Consider the following 15,873-nt stretch of genomic DNA (forward strand, 5'->3'; position numbering starts at 1 on the left):
CCTTGCGGGTTGGATGCCTATATAGACGGCACCGCGGAAAAAAGGCAGCAACGTGATCCGGTTCATCCTCTCCTTCTTTGGGGCAATTTTCAGCCTCGTGACCTTGGGTATTTTCATGGTCGCGCTGACACTTGGTGGCGTCTTTTGGATGTATGGGCGCGACCTGCCCAGCCACGAATCCTTGGCCCAGTATAAGCCGCCGACGATCAGCCGAATATATTCCGGCGAGGGGAATTTGATTGATGAATTCGCCAAGGAACGCCGGCTCTTTACGCCAGCGGATGAAATTCCGGATTTGGTAAAGCAGGCCTTCATCTCTGCCGAAGACAAGAATTTCTATACGCACAAAGGCTATGATATGCGCGGCATCGCCGCCGCCGGGTTCGAAGCGGTGCGTTCGCGGGGGCAAAACGTGCGCGGGGCTTCGACGATCACGCAGCAGGTGATGAAAAACTTTTTGCTGTCGGGGGATCGCAAGGCCGAACGCAAGATCAAAGAGATCATACTGGCCGCCCGTCTGGAAGAGACGCTAAACAAAGAACAGATCCTTGAACTCTATATGAACGAGATCTTTCTAGGCCAGAACTCGTATGGGGTGACTGCTGCAGCTCAGACGTATTTCAACAAAACATTGAGCGAACTGGAACCACACGAGGCCGCATTCCTCGCGTCGTTGCCCAAGGCGCCTTCAGATTATCACCCTGTCAGACGCAAAGAGCGGCTTTTGTCGCGACGCGATTTCGTGCTGAAGGAGATGATGGAAAACGGCTATATCTCAACGGCTGAGTATGAAGATGAAGTGAGCCAACCGCTACGATCCGTTCAGAATGGCGATTTCCAGAGTTTTCGGACGGCTTTGCCACCGCGTGACTATTTCACTGACGAAATCCGCCGCCAGCTGAGTGAAGATTTTGGTGAAGGTGAGTTTTTCACTGGTGGCTTTACCGTGCGCGCCAGCATCGACGAAGAGATGCAAGTGGAAGCAGCCAAGTCTCTGCGTGTTGCGTTGCAGAAATATGACCGGTCTCGTGGCAAGTGGCGTGGAACGGGTGAAACACTCCCTGCCGAAGTGTTGGGGGACGAGGTCAAATGGCGCGAGGCTCTGCGCAATGCAGATGTATCGCGCGATGTCACGCTTGGTGGAAAGTGGCTGCCAGCGGTTGTTCTGTCCATTGCGGACAAGAGCCTGCGGGTTGGCGTGGAAAATGCCGAAGCAGATGGTGTTGTACCGCGATCTGACATCAAATGGATGAAGGGAAACTTCCAAGAAAACTTCAAGATTGGGGATGTAGTTCTAGTCCGGGCCGTCGAAGATACCGGGCAGTGGTCCTTGCGGCAGGTTCCCGAAGTGCAGGGCGGGTTCATGGCGATGGACGTGAACTCTGGCCGTGTTCTGGCGATGCAGGGTGGGTTTTCTTATCAGGATACGGTTTTCAACCGTGCGACGCAGGCACAACGCCAACCTGGATCATCGTTTAAACCGTTTGTGTATGCTGCGGCTTTGGACAGTGGATACAGCCCGGCAACAATCGTTGTTGATGCGCCGATCGAGGTAAACACACCGCAAGGTTTGTGGCGTCCGAAAAACGCGTCTCGCAAATTCTATGGCCCGACACCTTTGCGGACTGGAATCGAACGGTCCAGAAACCTGATGACCATTCGTTTGGCGCAAGAGGTTTCGATGCCTGTTGTTGCGGGATACGCCGAACGTTTCGGGGTATATGATCACATGGGCCCATATCTGGCCAACGCGCTGGGGTCCGAAGAAACAACATTGTTCAAGATGGTTGCCGCCTATGCGATGTTTGCCAACGGCGGCGAACGTGTCGAACCAACATTGGTTGACCGTATTCAGGATCGGTACGGGAAAACGATCTACCGTCACGACGATCGCGATTGTGTGGATTGTACGTCTTCGGCAATTGCGCCAGATGCTTCCCCACGGATCTTGACCAATCGTGAGCAGGTCATGGATGCGGTGACCGCCTATCAGCTGACTTCGATGATGCGGGGTGTGGTTGAGCGGGGCACCGCGAGCCGAACTGTAAAGCTGCCCGTTCCAACGGCAGGTAAAACAGGAACCACCAACGAAGCCCGCGATGTATGGTTCGTCGGGTTCACTTCGAACATCGTGGCTGGCTGTTATATCGGGTATGATCGCCCGCGTCCTCTTGGACGTGGTGCGTCTGGCGGTGGCATGTGTGGCCCCGTTTTCCAGAGCTTTATGACCAAAGCCACTGAAAAATATGGCGGTGGACCGTTTGATGTTCCCCCTGGTGGGCACTTCATCAAAATTGACCGTTTTACCGGTGGTCGATTGCCTGACAACGCGAGTGGTGCGCATGTGGTCGCTGAGTATTTCCGCGATGGCGAAGAGCCTATTTTCGGTCGTACCTATGATGGTGGCTTTGCCATGGGATCCGATTTGCCTCTGTTCGAAGAAGCACAGCAAGCCGGGCACCAAGTCACAACATCCACAGGTCAGAAGACTACAGTGGGGCCAAAAGCCAACTTTGGTACGGTCAGTTCAGGCGGGCTATACTGATCTATTTTGCTCCAGCGCCCTCTAACTGGTTGTGTTAGGTACGATAAGCACGCCGGTTGCCTTGTAGAGGGCAGCCGGTCTTGGTATCAGGCAAGCCAGATTGAGATAGTTGGGATCGCAGCATGCGCGCCGAGACACAGAACTTTGTGGCCGAGATTGAGAAGTCGTTAGAGCTGTTGGCTCAGCGGATGGACCGGGAAACTGCGCCGCACCGACTGGAAGAATTCAATGCCCGTGTTGAGGATCCCAATTTGTGGGATGACCCAACTGCGGCTCAGAAACTGATGCGTGAACGCCAGATGTTGGTGGACGCAATGGAAACGTACGAGTCGATCAAGACCGATCTCAACGACAATCTTGAACTTATTGAACTTGGCGAGATGGAAGACGACGCCGAAGTTGTCACAGACGCCGAAGAGGCGCTGAAAGCGCTGGGTGAAAAGGCGGCTGAAAAAGAGCTTGAGGCCTTGCTAGACGGCGAAGCCGATAGCAACGACACTTTCCTTGAAATCAACTCGGGCGCGGGAGGCACAGAAAGCTGTGACTGGGCGTCGATGCTGGCGCGTATGTATGTGCGTTGGGCCGAGAAAAAGGGATACAAGGTCGAGCTGCAATCCGAGAGCGCGGGCGAAGAAGCCGGGATCAAATCGGCAGCATACAAGATCACGGGTCACAACGCTTATGGATGGCTTAAATCCGAATCTGGTGTGCACCGTCTTGTGCGGATTTCACCTTTTGATTCAGCGGCCAAGCGGCATACGTCGTTTAGCTCGGTCTGGGTCTATCCCGTTGTGGACGACAATATCGAAATTGACGTGAACCCCGCAGATATTCGCATCGACACCTATCGTTCGTCTGGTGCCGGTGGTCAGCACGTGAACACAACTGACTCAGCGGTGCGGATTACGCACCATCCCACAGGGATTGTGGTAACAAGCTCTGAAAAATCCCAACACCAGAACCGCGACATTGCGATGAAGGCGTTGAAATCGCGCTTGTACCAGATGGAACTTGACCGTCGAAATGCAGCGATCAACGAAGCCCATGAAAGCAAGGGCGACGCTGGATGGGGCAATCAGATCCGGTCGTATGTCTTGCAGCCCTATCAGATGGTGAAGGACCTGCGCACCAGCCACGAGACGTCCGACACCAAGGGTGTACTGGACGGCGATCTGGACGGGTTCATGGCGGCAACGCTGGCGTTGGATGTGGCTGGAAAAAGCCGCGCCGAGGCGCAGGGCGAAGGGTAACCCTACCGCTTTTTTGGTAAGCAGAATTGGGGCCGCGCACAGGAAACTGTGTGCGGCCTAAACATGTATTGAAACAGTGGGTTTAAAACGAACAATGGCCCCGCTAGGCTGAAGAAAACCACCATAGGCGGATCTCTCTTCATGGACCTTACTCAAGCCACTGCCGCGCAAATTCTAGGCGACCTGTCTACCGGGCGGACAAGCGCAGTCGAAGTCATGAGCGCCACGCTAGATCGAATTGCCAAGGTAAACGGCGATGTGAATGCAATCGTCGGGTTGCGGGACAGTGATGATTTGATGGCCGAGGCGCGTGCGGCAGATGCCAATCCGCACCGGGGCCCCCTGCATGGGTTGCCCATTGCTGTAAAAGATCTGGTGAACGTCAAAGGGATCGTATCAACGCAAGGTTCGCCGTTGTACAAAGATTTCGTTCCTGCCCAAGATGATATGATCGCGGCGCGGATGCGCGCGGCTGGGGCGATCTTGATTGGCAAGACAAACACACCTGAATTCGGTCTGGGATCGCACACGTTCAATCCTGTCTATGGGGCGACGCGGAATGCCTATGATGCGCGGTTTAGCTGTGGGGGATCATCGGGCGGGGCGGCGGTTGCTTTGGCTACGGGTATGGTCGCGTTAGCTGACGGGTCTGACATGATGGGATCGCTGCGCAATCCGGCGGCGTGGAACAATGTGTATGGGTTTCGACCAACGTGGGGGCGTGTCCCGTCTGAACCAAATGGCGATACTTTTCTGCATCAACTGTCAACGCTGGGTCCGATGGCGCGCACGCCACAGGACTTGGGGCTGTTGCTTGATGTGATCTCGGCTCAAGATCCGCGCCAGCCTCATTCCGCTGTGTCAGCGCCTGTCTCTCCGGTTACGCCCGGAGCAACAAAGGATCTGAAAATCGGCTGGCTTGGGGATTGGGGCGGAGCGTTCCCAATGGAAGACGGCATTCTAGAGCTGTGTGAGAGCAGTTTGCGGGTGTTTGAAACGCTTGGGTGTCAGGTTGAGGCTGTCGCGCGCCCCTTTGCGGCTGAGCGAATTTGGGACAGTTGGATCACGCTGCGCTCTTGGGCAGTGGCTGCGGGATTGGGGCCGCTCGCTGATCAGCGAGAGCACCTTAAAGACACCGCGATTTGGGAGCTGGACAGAGGGTTGGCGATGTCGGCCATGGATGTCCATCGTGCAAGTGTTGTTCGGTCTGAATGGTACAAAACAGCGTCGATTTTGTACGAAGATTATGATGCGCTGATCTTACCTGCTGCGCAGGTTTGGCCATTTGATGTTAATTTGGCGTATCCAAAATCTATCGCGGGTCAAGAAATGGACACCTATCACCGCTGGATGCAAACCGTTGTGCCTGCTGGGCTGCTTGGGTTGCCATGTTTGGCGGCACCTGCCGGTTTTGGTGCGCAAGGATTGCCAATGGGGATCCAGATTATTGGGCGACGTGGCAGTGATGCCGCCCTGCTGAAACTTGGGGCGGCGTATCATGCCGCGACAGAGTGGCCACAGAAAAGAAGGCCCGCATAACGGGTACAGATTTAGGGAGATAGGAAAAGCATGGAAAAGCCGTTTGGCGTTCCTTCGATGGGGCCGGTCACGTCTGCGATGTTGCGCACAGCGCTGAAAAAAGGATGGAATGATCTAAAACAGGCCCCGTTGATCGGATTTCTGTTTGCCGCGATTTATGTGATTGGCGGCTGGCTAATGGCATGGATCACCTTTGAAACCGGAACCACTTTTTGGTTGGTGCTCGCGGCGATTGGTTTTCCTTTGATCGGTCCCTTTGCGGCGGTTGGTCTTTATGAGACGTCTCATCGACTGGAGCTGGGGGAGCCCTTGGATTTGGCCGCGATTTTTGGTGTTGTGATCCATCAGAGCCGCAGGCAATTGCCCTCGATATGTGCAATTATTGTCGTGGTTTTTTTGTTCTGGTTCTTCCTTGGCCACATGATTTTTGCACTGTTTCTCGGCTTGTCAACGATGACGAATGTCTCGTCCTCGCTTGATGTTTTTTTAACGATGAATGGCATAATGATGCTGGCTGTCGGGACTGTGGTTGGCGCATTTTTTGCGTTCTTGCTGTTTGCCATAACAGTTCTATCCATCCCAATGTTGTTGGACCGGGAGTTGGATTTCGTAACCGCAATGATATCAAGTTACGCTTATGTCACCGTGAATCCGGTGATCATGTTGTTCTGGGCTGGGTGCATTGCTGTGATCACGTTTGTTTCCATGATCCCGATGTTTTTAGGCTTGTTTATTGTCTTACCTTGGTTCGGGCATACAAGCTGGCACCTGTATCGCGAGATTACCAAGGCTGAACCGCAGACTGAATGACCAAGCGCCGGCGTGGCCTTGGGTCATTCGTCTTTCATCTCGTCACAGCCCAATGCGACCAATTGCAGGTGGATATCCTGCGCAGCCGCCAGTCCAGATTCCAAAGCAAAAACGTAGGCATGCGTTAGGAAAAACGCACGTGCAGTTGGATCAGCTGTTTGTTCCGCTGCTTGGCGGTAGAGGGCAACCAGAGAGATCTGGTCGCCCTTTTCATGTGCCTTGAGAAGGTCAGTCTCTAGCGTACTCATTCCGCAGCGAGTTTGGTGCGATGCGTATCTAGGCGACCTGCAACCCAATCATGGAACAAATGGGTGGGGCCATCCATTGCTGGGGAAAAGCGACCGCCATCAAAGCCGGGGGCTGCGCGTCCACTTTGCATACCTTCGACAACGAAAATGTCCTCTTCGAACACACCCTTCCATTGTTCGGTGTTGGCCGCACGCAATGCGCCGTCTGTTTCAGGAGAGGCGTAGAACAAGTGAACTTTTTCCGTTGTGCGATCAACGGCTTCGGGGACAAGGATAATTGCAAACGCGTGATCACGCTGAGCGCCGAGCAACACATTTGGAAAGGCTGCAATGTATTCGGCAGCTGTATCCCATTTCGGATCGAGCCCCTCAAAATCGGAGAATACTGCACCATTTTCGCCGGTCAATTGACGATACACATAGGTGCCCTGACCTGAGTACGCGCTTGGTTCTTCAATATGATAGTGATCTTCTAAGCGCGAATAGCTGTTTAGACCAGGATGAACCCAAGGCAGGTGGTAACTTTCACAGTAGTTTTCGACGGCCAGTTTCCAGTTGCAGTTTACCGTCAGCTCAAATGCGCTGTCTGCGCCGCCATGATACAGCGGCTTTTCGAATTCCGCCCATCTTTCCAACAACGGAGCTTGGGCTTCTTCAAAACTGGGAGCTGTGCCTGAAATATTGATCCACACGACTTCGCGCCAGATATGGCTGCGAACTTCAATCAACCCAAGATCATTTCTTTCAATGCTGTCGTGTTTGTTCTGGCCGGGTCCCCCGACATGGGGCGTGGTGACAAGTCGACCTTCGGTCGAGTAACACCAACTGTGGTAGGGGCAGCGAATGACGCCTTCGATCTTTCGCGGGGCGTCCACTAGGATCATACCTCGGTGGCGACAAATATTCTGATAAACACGAACTTGATCTGATTTGTCCCGGATCAAAAGCAGTGGAATGCCAAGAAATGTCAGCGGGACAGCATCCCCGATTTCGGGGACATCAGCGGTCACAGCCAAACCGGCCCATCCGTCAATCAGCAGGGCCTGATTTTCTTCGGCAAAGGTATTTGGGTCCGTATAGTGCGCATTTGGCAGGCCGTTGGCGCGATCAATTGGTTGGCGAACGTCGTTTAACGTCGTATGGGCTGTGGTCATGGCGTCCTCCTAGAGCTTGGAAAGCGATGCCATGATCCTGATATGATCGCCTCTCTGGGAGCGACCTGCGTGAACGAGTTACGACATGTCGTTGCAGATTTTTCTAGTCTAAACCATAGGGGCTTGAGGGCGGAGCAAAGTCCGGTGAAATGGTGGGAGGTCTGCTTCAGGAAGCAAGCCACAAGCCCGTGCGGCAGGGAACACAAGGGATGGGGTCGCGCCTAGGTGTTCATAAACCAGACGCGCAACCCGTGGCGTAGCGACATTCTCCGAAACGGTTCGTGTCACGTATCCAACCCAAAAGTTGTTTTCAAGTGAGGCCACGCGACTGAGAAAGTTGAAGCTTCCTGTCATTGCGTTTTTACGAGAAATAACAAGTGAAATGCCGGCTTCTTGCCATGTGACATAGCCGCGAAACTCTCGCGAACTGGCGTCGGCGCGTTGACCTTGCGCGCGCATTGCTTCTTTGGCTTCGTACCCGCGCACAAAGGTATATTGCCCCTCGCGGTAAACATAAACCAATCCTACTACAAAGCGGTCTGGATCCACAAAGCTGGCGCGTGAGAACCTGTAGAATCCACTGGGAAAGGCCGTTTCGTCCAGCTCTGACACCCCAGATTGGAAAAAGTCTGTGAGTTCCGGGCCGGTTAACAGATCTTGGGTTGAGCCAATGGTACTAACCTTTTCCAGAAGAATACGCGCATCAACTTCGAAAAAGTTGCATATTCGGTCAAGGACATCCGGTCTGGGAAAACTTTCGCCAGAAAGGTAGCGATTGAATTGGGTGCGGTTGATGCCAAGTTGTCGCGACAACTCAGAGATCGATGCATGAGGTCGAGACAGTATGCGTAGGTTTTCCCCAAACATATTGCGCAACTCCGCAGGGGAGCGTGTTGGTTTCTTCATCGGTGCCCCGGCACTGTGAGATTTGGTAAGGAGAAAACAACATCGTTCAGAGGAGTGAGTGCCCCTCGATGTGACCAAAGACCAAACGCGAGTATCAACCGGTTCCGAAGAGGGTCGATAATACGAAGCGAACCCTAAAGCTCTAAGGCGGTGAGTTCAAGCAAACTGCTGCAGTTCTTTTGTAGAAGTGCCGTGAATTCTTCTTGGGCTACGGCCCAGCTAGGTACAGAGTAGGGGGTGTCAGAGGCGATATTCTGCCTCTGACAGGATCAGTTATTCGCCGCGCAGTAGAGCTGCGACGCCGGTCCGGGCCACTTCGCTCAGACCCAGCGGGCGCATCAGGTCGGCAAATGCGTCGATTTTGTCGGGGGCGCCTGTGATTTCAAACACAAAGGAATGCAATGTGCTGTCTACAACGTTGGCCCGGAAAATGTCAGCCAACCGCAAAGCTTCGACACGCTTGTCGCCCGAGGCAACAACCTTGAGCATGGCGAGTTCGCGTTCGACCGAGGGGCCTTCGACCGTCAGGTCGTGTACCTCGTGAACGGGAACGATCCGGCCAAGTTGAGCTTTGATCTGCTCGATAACTTGCGGTGTTCCTGTTGTGACGATGGTGATGCGGCTTAGGTGGCCAGTGTGATCCACTTCAGCGACGGTCAGGCTTTCGATGTTGTAGCCACGTCCGGAAAACAGGCCAATGACGCGGGCCAGAACACCCGGTTCGTTCTCGACCAGCAACGCGATGGTGTGACGCTCGGATACATCCGAGAACGTCGGCCGTAGGTTGTAGGCAGAGTGGCGGGTGGAGCCTTTTTTGATATGTAGGGCAGACATTTACGTCCCTTTCCTCAAGTCGTTGGTTCGACCGCGCGAGGCCGAACCGAATTCTGTTTGAAACGTCGGAGCTGGATCAGACCAGCACCGAGCCCTTAGCATCGATCACACCTTGCGTGTCGGCTTCGCCGAGCAGCATGTCATTGTGCGCTTTGCCCGATGGGATCATTGGAAAGCAGTTTTCGTGCTTTTCGACCAGACAATCAAAAATCACCGGACCATCGTGGTTGATCATTTCCATGATCGCGTCATCCAGATCAGCAGGATCCGAACAGATAATACCCTTGGCCCCGAAGGCTTCGGCGAGTTTCACGAAATCAGGCAGGGCTTCGGACCAGCTCTGCGAATACCGTTCACCATGCAGCAGTTCCTGCCACTGGCGGACCATGCCGAGGCGTTCGTTATTCAGAATGAACTGTTTTACCGGCAGACGGTACTGAACGGCGGTGCCCATTTCCTGCATGTTCATCAGCCAAGACGCTTCGCCTGCAACGTTGATCACCAAGGCATCGGGGTGCGCCATCTGCGCTCCGATCGACGCTGGGAAGCCATAACCCATCGTTCCCAAACCGCCAGAAGTCATCCACCGATTGGGGTCTTCGAATTTGAGATATTGTGCCGCCCACATTTGGTGCTGGCCGACTTCGGTCGTAATGTAGCGGTCGTGATCTTTGGTCAGTGCCTCGAGCCGCGTAAGCGCGTGCTGAGGTTTGATTGTTTTGCCTTCCTGCGTATAGGCAAGGCAGTTGACCTTGCGCCACTCATTCACCTGACTCTGCCATTCAGCAACTGCAGCGGCATTGGTTTTGCGCCCGCGCGATTTCCAAACTTTCAGGGTGTCTTCGAGCACATGCCCAACATCGCCAACAATCGGGATGTCGACGCGAATGATCTTGTTGATCGAGCTGGGGTCAATGTCGATATGAACCTTGGTCGAGTTGGGGCTGAATTTTTCCAGAACACCGGTGATGCGGTCGTCAAAGCGCGCGCCAACGTTGATCAAAAGATCGCAATCGTGCATCGCCATGTTGGCCTCGTAGAGACCATGCATACCCAGCATCCCCATCCAGTTCTTGCCAGACGCAGGATAAGCGCCCAGGCCCATCAGGGTCGAAGTGATTGGGAACCCGGTGGCATCTACCAATTCACGCAACAACTGGCTCGCGGCCGGACCGGAGTTGATCACACCGCCACCCGTATAAAACACTGGTTTCTTGGCAGTTTCGATGGCTGCTACGAGTTCGGTGATCTCTTCCATGTCACCTTTGAGGTTTGGCTGGTAACGCGAAGTCGACGGTTTCGGTGACGTGTAGGTGCCGCTGGCAAACTGAACATCCTTGGGGATGTCGATCAGTACTGGGCCGGGACGACCGGCAGTGGCCACGTGAAATGCCTCGTGAAGAGTGCCCGACAGGTCATCGGTATCTTTTACAAGCCAATTGTGCTTGGTGCAGGGGCGGGTGATGCCAACGGTATCAGCCTCTTGAAAGGCGTCTGAGCCGATCATAAAGGTCGGAACCTGCCCGGTGAGGACGACAATCGGAATCGAGTCGAGCAGGGCATCGGTCAAACCAGTCACAGCATTGGTCGCGCCCGGTCCCGATGTTACCAAGGCAACACCCGGCTTTCCGGTTGAACGTGCATACGCTTCGGCAGCGTGCACCGCGCCCTGTTCGTGACGGACCAGAATGTGGCGAATGTCGTTCTGCAGGAAAATCTCATCATAAATCGGCAGGACGGCGCCGCCTGGATATCCGAATACTGTGTCCACACCCTGATCTTTGAGGGCCTGAACTACCATCTTTGCGCCGGTCATTTCACGTGTCATCTGATTAGCTCCATACGCGACATCGTCTTTAAGCAAAAAAAAAGCCCCCGATTTTTCGGAGGCGCATGGGTTCGATTGTGGTCTACCGTTACCGGCCCATGCGCTTGGTTCCTACGACTACGACTAGTGCGGTCATTGCTTACCGGCTCCTTTTGCTTGTTGCGGACATTATTGGTGGGGCTACGGGGCGTCAACAGGCAATTGAATGAAAAATGTAACCACAACTGCGAAAAATGCGACATTTTCTTGCGTGGAGGTGGGGTGCGGCGAAATATCCGCGAAATTAAGGCTTGGTTTCATGCTCTGGGGGCGACTGGGGTGTAAGAGTCGCGTTAAAATTTCCTGAATCCGTCATGTGAATGTCTGAAAAAGAGCAGATCGTCCAAATGCGCGCTGCCACGTTTGAGGGAGTTCTGTGTGATCGGAGGTGACTGGTGGAACTGCATGACCTTTTGGATTTAGGGCGGTATCCAATAGATCGCCCGGATGCCCCGCTTTACAAACGTTTGATCCAGGACCTCAGACGCGAGCTCGAGGATGAGGGCTGTGCAATCTTGCGAGGTTTTGCCCATGCTGCAGGCGTTCAGCATTTGGTTGCCGAAGCCGAAGCGACGGCCCCCAATGCGCACCGATCGTTTGGTCGCACGAACGCCTATTTCACCAAAGACGATCCGCGGTTGCCACTGGATCACCCAATCCGGCAATTTTATGATCGGTCCAATGCCTTTGTTCCGGCAGACAATTTCCCCGTTTCAGGGGCGTTGCGCCGGATCTATGCAGATCCTGGGTTTATGCCGTTTGTGCGCGACGCGCTTGATGTCCCCGAGCAAGCCTTTTTCAGATATGATGATCCTTTGGCAGATGTCATCATTAATGTAGTGGAGCAGGGGCAGGGGTTCCCTTGGCATTTTGACACGAACAATTACACGGTGACGCTCGCCATTCAGAACGGCGAGGCGGGCGGGGATTTTGAGTATGTCCCCAATTTGCGAAGTGCGACGCATGAGAATTTCGAAGGGGTTGCCCGTGTTCTCAAAGGCAACCATCCCAGCGTGCGCCGTGTGCCATTACAGCCCGGTGATTTGCAGATTTTCAAAGGGCGTCATGCGTTGCATCGTGTGGCACCGGTCCAAGGTGCGCGACAACGCTATGTTGGAATATTTTCGTTTGTTGAGGTCGAAGGCATGTGTGGGGGGGTGGAACGCACCAAGCAGCTTTATGGGCGGGTTCTGCCGCATCATTACGAACGAGCCGGACTGCGAAATGATCAACTGACGGATTGATGTGCCCGTCCAGCGTTTTCAGAACCCGGCACCGGTCCCCTGCAACATACCATGTTCCATCGCATAGCGTGTCAAACCTGCCGTGGATGAAATGCCGAGCTTGCGCTTGATGTTTTTGCGATGAGTTTCCACAGTCCGCACCGAGATATCCAAAGATTGGGCCACTTCTTTGTTGGATTTTCCTTTGGCCAGTTGCAACAGAATGGTCTGTTCTCGCCCGGTCAGAGATTCGCGCGCATTGTCCCCTTTCGGCTCCAAGGACCCACGTGCGCCTGTGCACAGATACCTTTCGTTGCGCATGACGGAATCGATTGCCAGCTTGATCTCTTCGGTTGGCACATCTTTTAATAGGTAGCCCATGGCACCATGGTTCAATGCCGAGGCGATGTATTCTGGGCTGTCATGCATGGTTAGGATCAGAATGCGTGTGCCGGGCGTTTGTTCCAACAGGATTTCAGTGGCGCTGAGCCCCCCAAGGTTGGGCATGTTCAGGTCCATCAGAATGACATCCGGCTTTAGGTCCGACACTTGATCGACAGCATCTTGCCCATTGTTCAGGGTGCCAACCACGACCACGTCATCGTAGCTTTCTAGGATGGATTGGATGCCTTCGGCAACCATCGGGTGATCGTCCACAATCAGGACCCGGATCAGAGCGTCGCTCATGAATTGACCTTTCGTTTGGTCTGCAATTCTTCCTCGGGCGGCAACAGATGGCTCAGAGGCAGCCGGGCTTCGATTACAGTTCCACTTTGCGGTCCGCGTGATGACAGAATGCGCAGCCCCCCGTCAAGCTGTTCGATGCGTTCTTGCATATTGCGTAGCCCCAACCCCGACCCGGAGTGACCCGAGTCTGTCCGAATGCCACGCCCGTTGTCCTCTATGCGCATGGTGGCGCCATTCTTGTGCCCCCGCAGATCCATGCTGACATGGGTAGCTTCGGCGTGGCGTTCGATATTGGTCAGCGCCTCTTGGGCGATCCGATAGAGGGCGATCTTGCTGTTTTGATCCAATCTATTGCGAAACACCACAGTCGTGAACTCAGTTTCGATCCCGGTGCGTTCGCAGAAATCATCCGTCAACGCCTTGAGCGCGGGACCAAGACCCAGATCATCCAGGACAGCAGGGCGCAGATCCCGGCTGATGCGACGCACCTCGGAGATCGCGGTACCCAAATTGTCGATCCCTTTGTCTAGCGGATCTTGAGCGCCCTTATCATCACCGCGTGCCAGTCTCCTGCGGGCATTGTCCAAAGCATAACGCACGCCGACTAGAATTTGACTGATGCCGTCGTGCAGTTCACGCGCCACGCGGCCACGCTCTTCTTCTTGGGCATCAAAGACCCGCTGGGTCAGCTCTTTGAGTTTTGCGTCTGCAAGGCGACGTTCACGGATGTTCAGCATCATGCCCGACAGGAAAACGACCAAAAGCGCCCCAAGGGCAATCGCGCCGATGTAGATGAATGTGCGCTGAACGCGGGCTTCAACCTCGGCGCGGGCCGCAGCAACAGAGGCCAATACGTCATCGATGAACACGCCTGTTCCAACCGCCCAACGCCAGCTTTGAAACCCAGTGACATAGGCGACCATTTGAGCCTCTTCCCCGGTGGAGGGCTTAGGCCACATGAAGGTATGCCAGCCAGCCCCTTGGCGCGCCAGCCGGATAAACTCGTCGACAACGGGTGTTCCTGCGCTGTCGGAAAGGCCTGCCCAGTTGCGGTTAATCATGTCGGTCTGGCGCGGGCTGACCAAATTGGTGCCGTCATAGTCGTAGACAAAAAAGAAACCATCCGTGCCATAGATCATGGCAGACAGAATTTGCGAGACTTGATCCTTGGCCAGCTGATCATCGGGCTGGGCTGAGCCATAGATGAAATAAAATCCATTCCGGGCTTGGGTCACATAGTTGCGCAGCTCTGCTTTCTTGGCTTCAAGCAGCTGCGTTTCGAGTGCGTCAATTTCGCGTTCAGCCAAAGCGCGGGATTGGTATGCAACAAGCACGGCGATTGCAGTGACTGCCACAACTAGTGGCAGCGTCGCCAGAATGGAAATTTTCTGGGCATAGTTGGGCCGGAAAAGAGAAGTCAGCAAGCGCATGCGCGAATCGATACGCAAGATTGCACCAGAAATCAAAGGCGATGACGGTGATTCGGGTCACATCAGGTGAATGAGATACGTGTTCAATGGGGAAAATGTTCAAAGGAACGCAAGGTCTTGGTGAAAAAAGCAGGGGTTCTACGCAGTACTAGGTATTCACAATCGACTCACCCTCGCTAGGCTGTCGCCACTGCACGTAAACCGTCCATGCACAAAGCATGGGCACAGAAATAATTGGGAGGAGTGACGCATGGATCGTCGTTCATTTTTGAAAACATCGGCACTGGGTGGGAGCGCTGCCGCTGCAACGACATTGGCCGCGCCAGCTTATGCGACGGGTAAAAAGACCCTGACCATGGTGCAGTCTTGGCCACGTGGCTTTGCTGTTCTGGATGATGCATCCAGCTACATGGTTGAAATGGTCGGTGCGATGTCTGACGGTCAGCTGACCATCGACAAGAAAGCACCAGGCGAGCTGGTTGGCGCGCTTGAAGTGTTTGACGCTGTGTCTTCGGGCCAAGCTGATATGTATCACTCGGCTGACTATTACTATATTGGTCAGCATCCGGGTTATGCTTATTTCACCGCTGTACCTTTTGGTGGCACCGCACAGGAACTGACCAACTGGTACTACCACGGTGGCGGCGAAGAGCTGCACGATGAGCTGGGTCAGATTTTCAACCTCAAAGGCCTGCTGGCCGGTAACTCGGGTTCGCAGTCTGGTGGTTGGTTCCGCAAGGAAATCACATCTGCTGCTGACTTCAACGGTCTGAAATTCCGTATGCCCGGTCTGGGCGGCAAAGTTCTGGGTAAACTGGGCGCCTCCGTACAGAACATTCCAGGTGGCGAACTGTATCAGGCGCTGTCTTCGGGTGCTCTGGATGGTCTCGAGTGGGTTGGTCCGTTCGCGGATGAACGCGCCGGCTTCCAAGAAGTTGCTAAAGTTTACTACACAGCTGGTTTCCACGAGCCAGGCTCGGGTCTGTCTTCGTCTGTAAACCTGGACGTTTGGAATGACCTGTCGCCTGCACACCAGGCCATCATGCGCAACGCATCCATGGCTGTGACCCACTATCAGCTGGCCGAAACTCTGGCCAACAACGGTGCGGCACTTGCACGTCTGCAGGCTCAGGGCGTTAAAACTCTGCAGTTTACCGACGACGTATGGGATGCCTTTGGTAAGGCATCTGCCGAAGTCATGGACGAAAACATGGGCGACGAACTGTTTGCGAAAATCCGCGGCAGCTTTGAAGAGAGCCTCAAGACATCGTCCTCATGGATCGAAAAGTCGGACGGTTACTACACGCAGCAGCGTAACCGCGTTCTGGGTAACTAAGCCTGAATTGACTAAGAAAGGGGCCCCCATTGCGGGGCCTCTTT

13 protein-coding genes are annotated in these 15,873 nt (G+C 54.3%); 6 read left to right on the forward strand and 7 right to left on the reverse strand.

From position 1 onward, the window contains the following. Positions 1-52: 52 nt before the first annotated feature. From ABWV33_RS03540 to ABWV33_RS03555, 4 genes are all read left to right on the forward strand, one after another. Complete coding sequence (locus tag ABWV33_RS03540) at positions 53-2,545, forward strand: penicillin-binding protein 1A (protein WP_113823066.1); 2,493 nt, start codon at positions 53-55, stop codon at positions 2,543-2,545. 122 nt (positions 2,546-2,667) lie between these two features. After that, entirely contained in the window at positions 2,668-3,795 is a 1,128-nt protein-coding gene (gene prfB, locus ABWV33_RS03545; protein ID WP_113823067.1) for a peptide chain release factor 2, read from the forward strand. Positions 3,796-3,936: 141 nt separating this feature from the next. Beyond that, positions 3,937-5,334, forward strand: a complete 1,398-nt coding sequence (locus ABWV33_RS03550) for an amidase (protein WP_353329127.1) — start codon at positions 3,937-3,939, stop codon at positions 5,332-5,334. Positions 5,335-5,364: 30 nt separating this feature from the next. Beyond that, on the forward strand, positions 5,365-6,144 hold the full coding sequence (locus tag ABWV33_RS03555) for a DUF2189 domain-containing protein (RefSeq protein WP_113823069.1): 780 nt from the start codon (positions 5,365-5,367) through the stop codon (positions 6,142-6,144). Positions 6,145-6,167: 23 nt separating this feature from the next. Here ABWV33_RS03555 and ABWV33_RS03560 read toward each other — a convergent pair whose 3' ends face one another. The 5 genes from ABWV33_RS03560 to ABWV33_RS03580 form a co-directional block, all read right to left on the reverse strand. Then, positions 6,168-6,392 (reverse strand): hypothetical protein, encoded by a 225-nt coding sequence (locus tag ABWV33_RS03560; protein ID WP_353329128.1) that lies wholly within the window; start codon positions 6,390-6,392, stop codon positions 6,168-6,170. After that, the gene (locus tag ABWV33_RS03565) at positions 6,389-7,546 is read right to left on the reverse strand and encodes an aromatic ring-hydroxylating oxygenase subunit alpha (RefSeq protein ID WP_353329129.1); all 1,158 of its coding nucleotides are present in this window, start codon (positions 7,544-7,546) and stop codon (positions 6,389-6,391) included. The genes ABWV33_RS03560 and ABWV33_RS03565 overlap by 4 nt, the downstream gene beginning before the upstream one ends. Positions 7,547-7,654: 108 nt before the next feature. Beyond that, on the reverse strand, positions 7,655-8,452 hold the full coding sequence (locus tag ABWV33_RS03570; protein WP_353329130.1) for a helix-turn-helix domain-containing protein: 798 nt from the start codon (positions 8,450-8,452) through the stop codon (positions 7,655-7,657). Positions 8,453-8,725: 273 nt separating this feature from the next. Then, on the reverse strand, positions 8,726-9,286 hold the full coding sequence (gene ilvN / locus ABWV33_RS03575; protein ID WP_121999769.1) for an acetolactate synthase small subunit: 561 nt from the start codon (positions 9,284-9,286) through the stop codon (positions 8,726-8,728). Between the two features lie 76 nt (positions 9,287-9,362). Then, a complete protein-coding gene (locus tag ABWV33_RS03580; protein WP_353329131.1) occupies positions 9,363-11,114 on the reverse strand; it encodes an acetolactate synthase 3 large subunit in 1,752 nt (583 codons plus the stop codon). A 431-nt stretch (positions 11,115-11,545) separates the two neighbouring features. Between ABWV33_RS03580 and ABWV33_RS03585 the strand changes: the two genes are divergently transcribed. Beyond that, a complete protein-coding gene (locus ABWV33_RS03585) occupies positions 11,546-12,397 on the forward strand; it encodes a HalD/BesD family halogenase (RefSeq protein ID WP_502930895.1) in 852 nt (283 codons plus the stop codon). Between the two features lie 18 nt (positions 12,398-12,415). Here the strand turns inward: ABWV33_RS03585 and ABWV33_RS03590 are convergent, their stop codons facing one another. Continuing rightward, positions 12,416-13,063, reverse strand: a complete 648-nt coding sequence (locus tag ABWV33_RS03590) for a response regulator transcription factor (RefSeq protein WP_113823076.1) — start codon at positions 13,061-13,063, stop codon at positions 12,416-12,418. After that, the gene (locus tag ABWV33_RS03595; RefSeq protein ID WP_121999795.1) at positions 13,060-14,493 is read right to left on the reverse strand and encodes a cache domain-containing protein; all 1,434 of its coding nucleotides are present in this window, start codon (positions 14,491-14,493) and stop codon (positions 13,060-13,062) included. Before ABWV33_RS03595 ends, ABWV33_RS03590 begins: the two co-directional genes overlap by 4 nt. Positions 14,494-14,743: 250 nt before the next feature. Here ABWV33_RS03595 and ABWV33_RS03600 point away from each other — a divergent pair, with 250 nt between their 5' ends. Next, the gene (locus ABWV33_RS03600; RefSeq protein WP_113823077.1) at positions 14,744-15,829 is read left to right on the forward strand and encodes a TRAP transporter substrate-binding protein; all 1,086 of its coding nucleotides are present in this window, start codon (positions 14,744-14,746) and stop codon (positions 15,827-15,829) included. The last annotated feature ends 44 nt before the right edge of the window (positions 15,830-15,873 follow it).

The organism is Phaeobacter sp. NW0010-22 (assembly GCF_040365955.1).
In the GTDB taxonomy this organism is placed as follows: Bacteria; Pseudomonadota; Alphaproteobacteria; order Rhodobacterales; family Rhodobacteraceae; genus OMPR01.

Excerpts from the sequence above, each read along its gene's own strand:
- ABWV33_RS03560 (WP_353329128.1), bottom strand. The coding sequence starts at position 6,392 with ATGAGTACGCTAGAGACTGACCTTCTCAAGGCACATGAAAAGGGCGAC.
- ABWV33_RS03555 (WP_113823069.1), top strand. The coding sequence starts at position 5,365 with ATGGAAAAGCCGTTTGGCGTTCCTTCGATGGGGCCGGTCACGTCTGCG.
- ABWV33_RS03600 (WP_113823077.1), top strand. The coding sequence starts at position 14,744 with ATGGATCGTCGTTCATTTTTGAAAACATCGGCACTGGGTGGGAGCGCT.
- ilvN (WP_121999769.1), bottom strand. The coding sequence starts at position 9,286 with ATGTCTGCCCTACATATCAAAAAAGGCTCCACCCGCCACTCTGCCTAC.
- ABWV33_RS03550 (WP_353329127.1), top strand. The coding sequence starts at position 3,937 with ATGGACCTTACTCAAGCCACTGCCGCGCAAATTCTAGGCGACCTGTCT.
- prfB (WP_113823067.1), top strand. The coding sequence starts at position 2,668 with ATGCGCGCCGAGACACAGAACTTTGTGGCCGAGATTGAGAAGTCGTTA.
- ABWV33_RS03580 (WP_353329131.1), bottom strand. The coding sequence starts at position 11,114 with ATGACACGTGAAATGACCGGCGCAAAGATGGTAGTTCAGGCCCTCAAA.
- ABWV33_RS03590 (WP_113823076.1), bottom strand. The coding sequence starts at position 13,063 with ATGAGCGACGCTCTGATCCGGGTCCTGATTGTGGACGATCACCCGATG.
- ABWV33_RS03595 (WP_121999795.1), bottom strand. The coding sequence starts at position 14,493 with ATGCGCTTGCTGACTTCTCTTTTCCGGCCCAACTATGCCCAGAAAATT.
- ABWV33_RS03565 (WP_353329129.1), bottom strand. The coding sequence starts at position 7,546 with ATGACCACAGCCCATACGACGTTAAACGACGTTCGCCAACCAATTGAT.
- ABWV33_RS03570 (WP_353329130.1), bottom strand. The coding sequence starts at position 8,452 with ATGAAGAAACCAACACGCTCCCCTGCGGAGTTGCGCAATATGTTTGGG.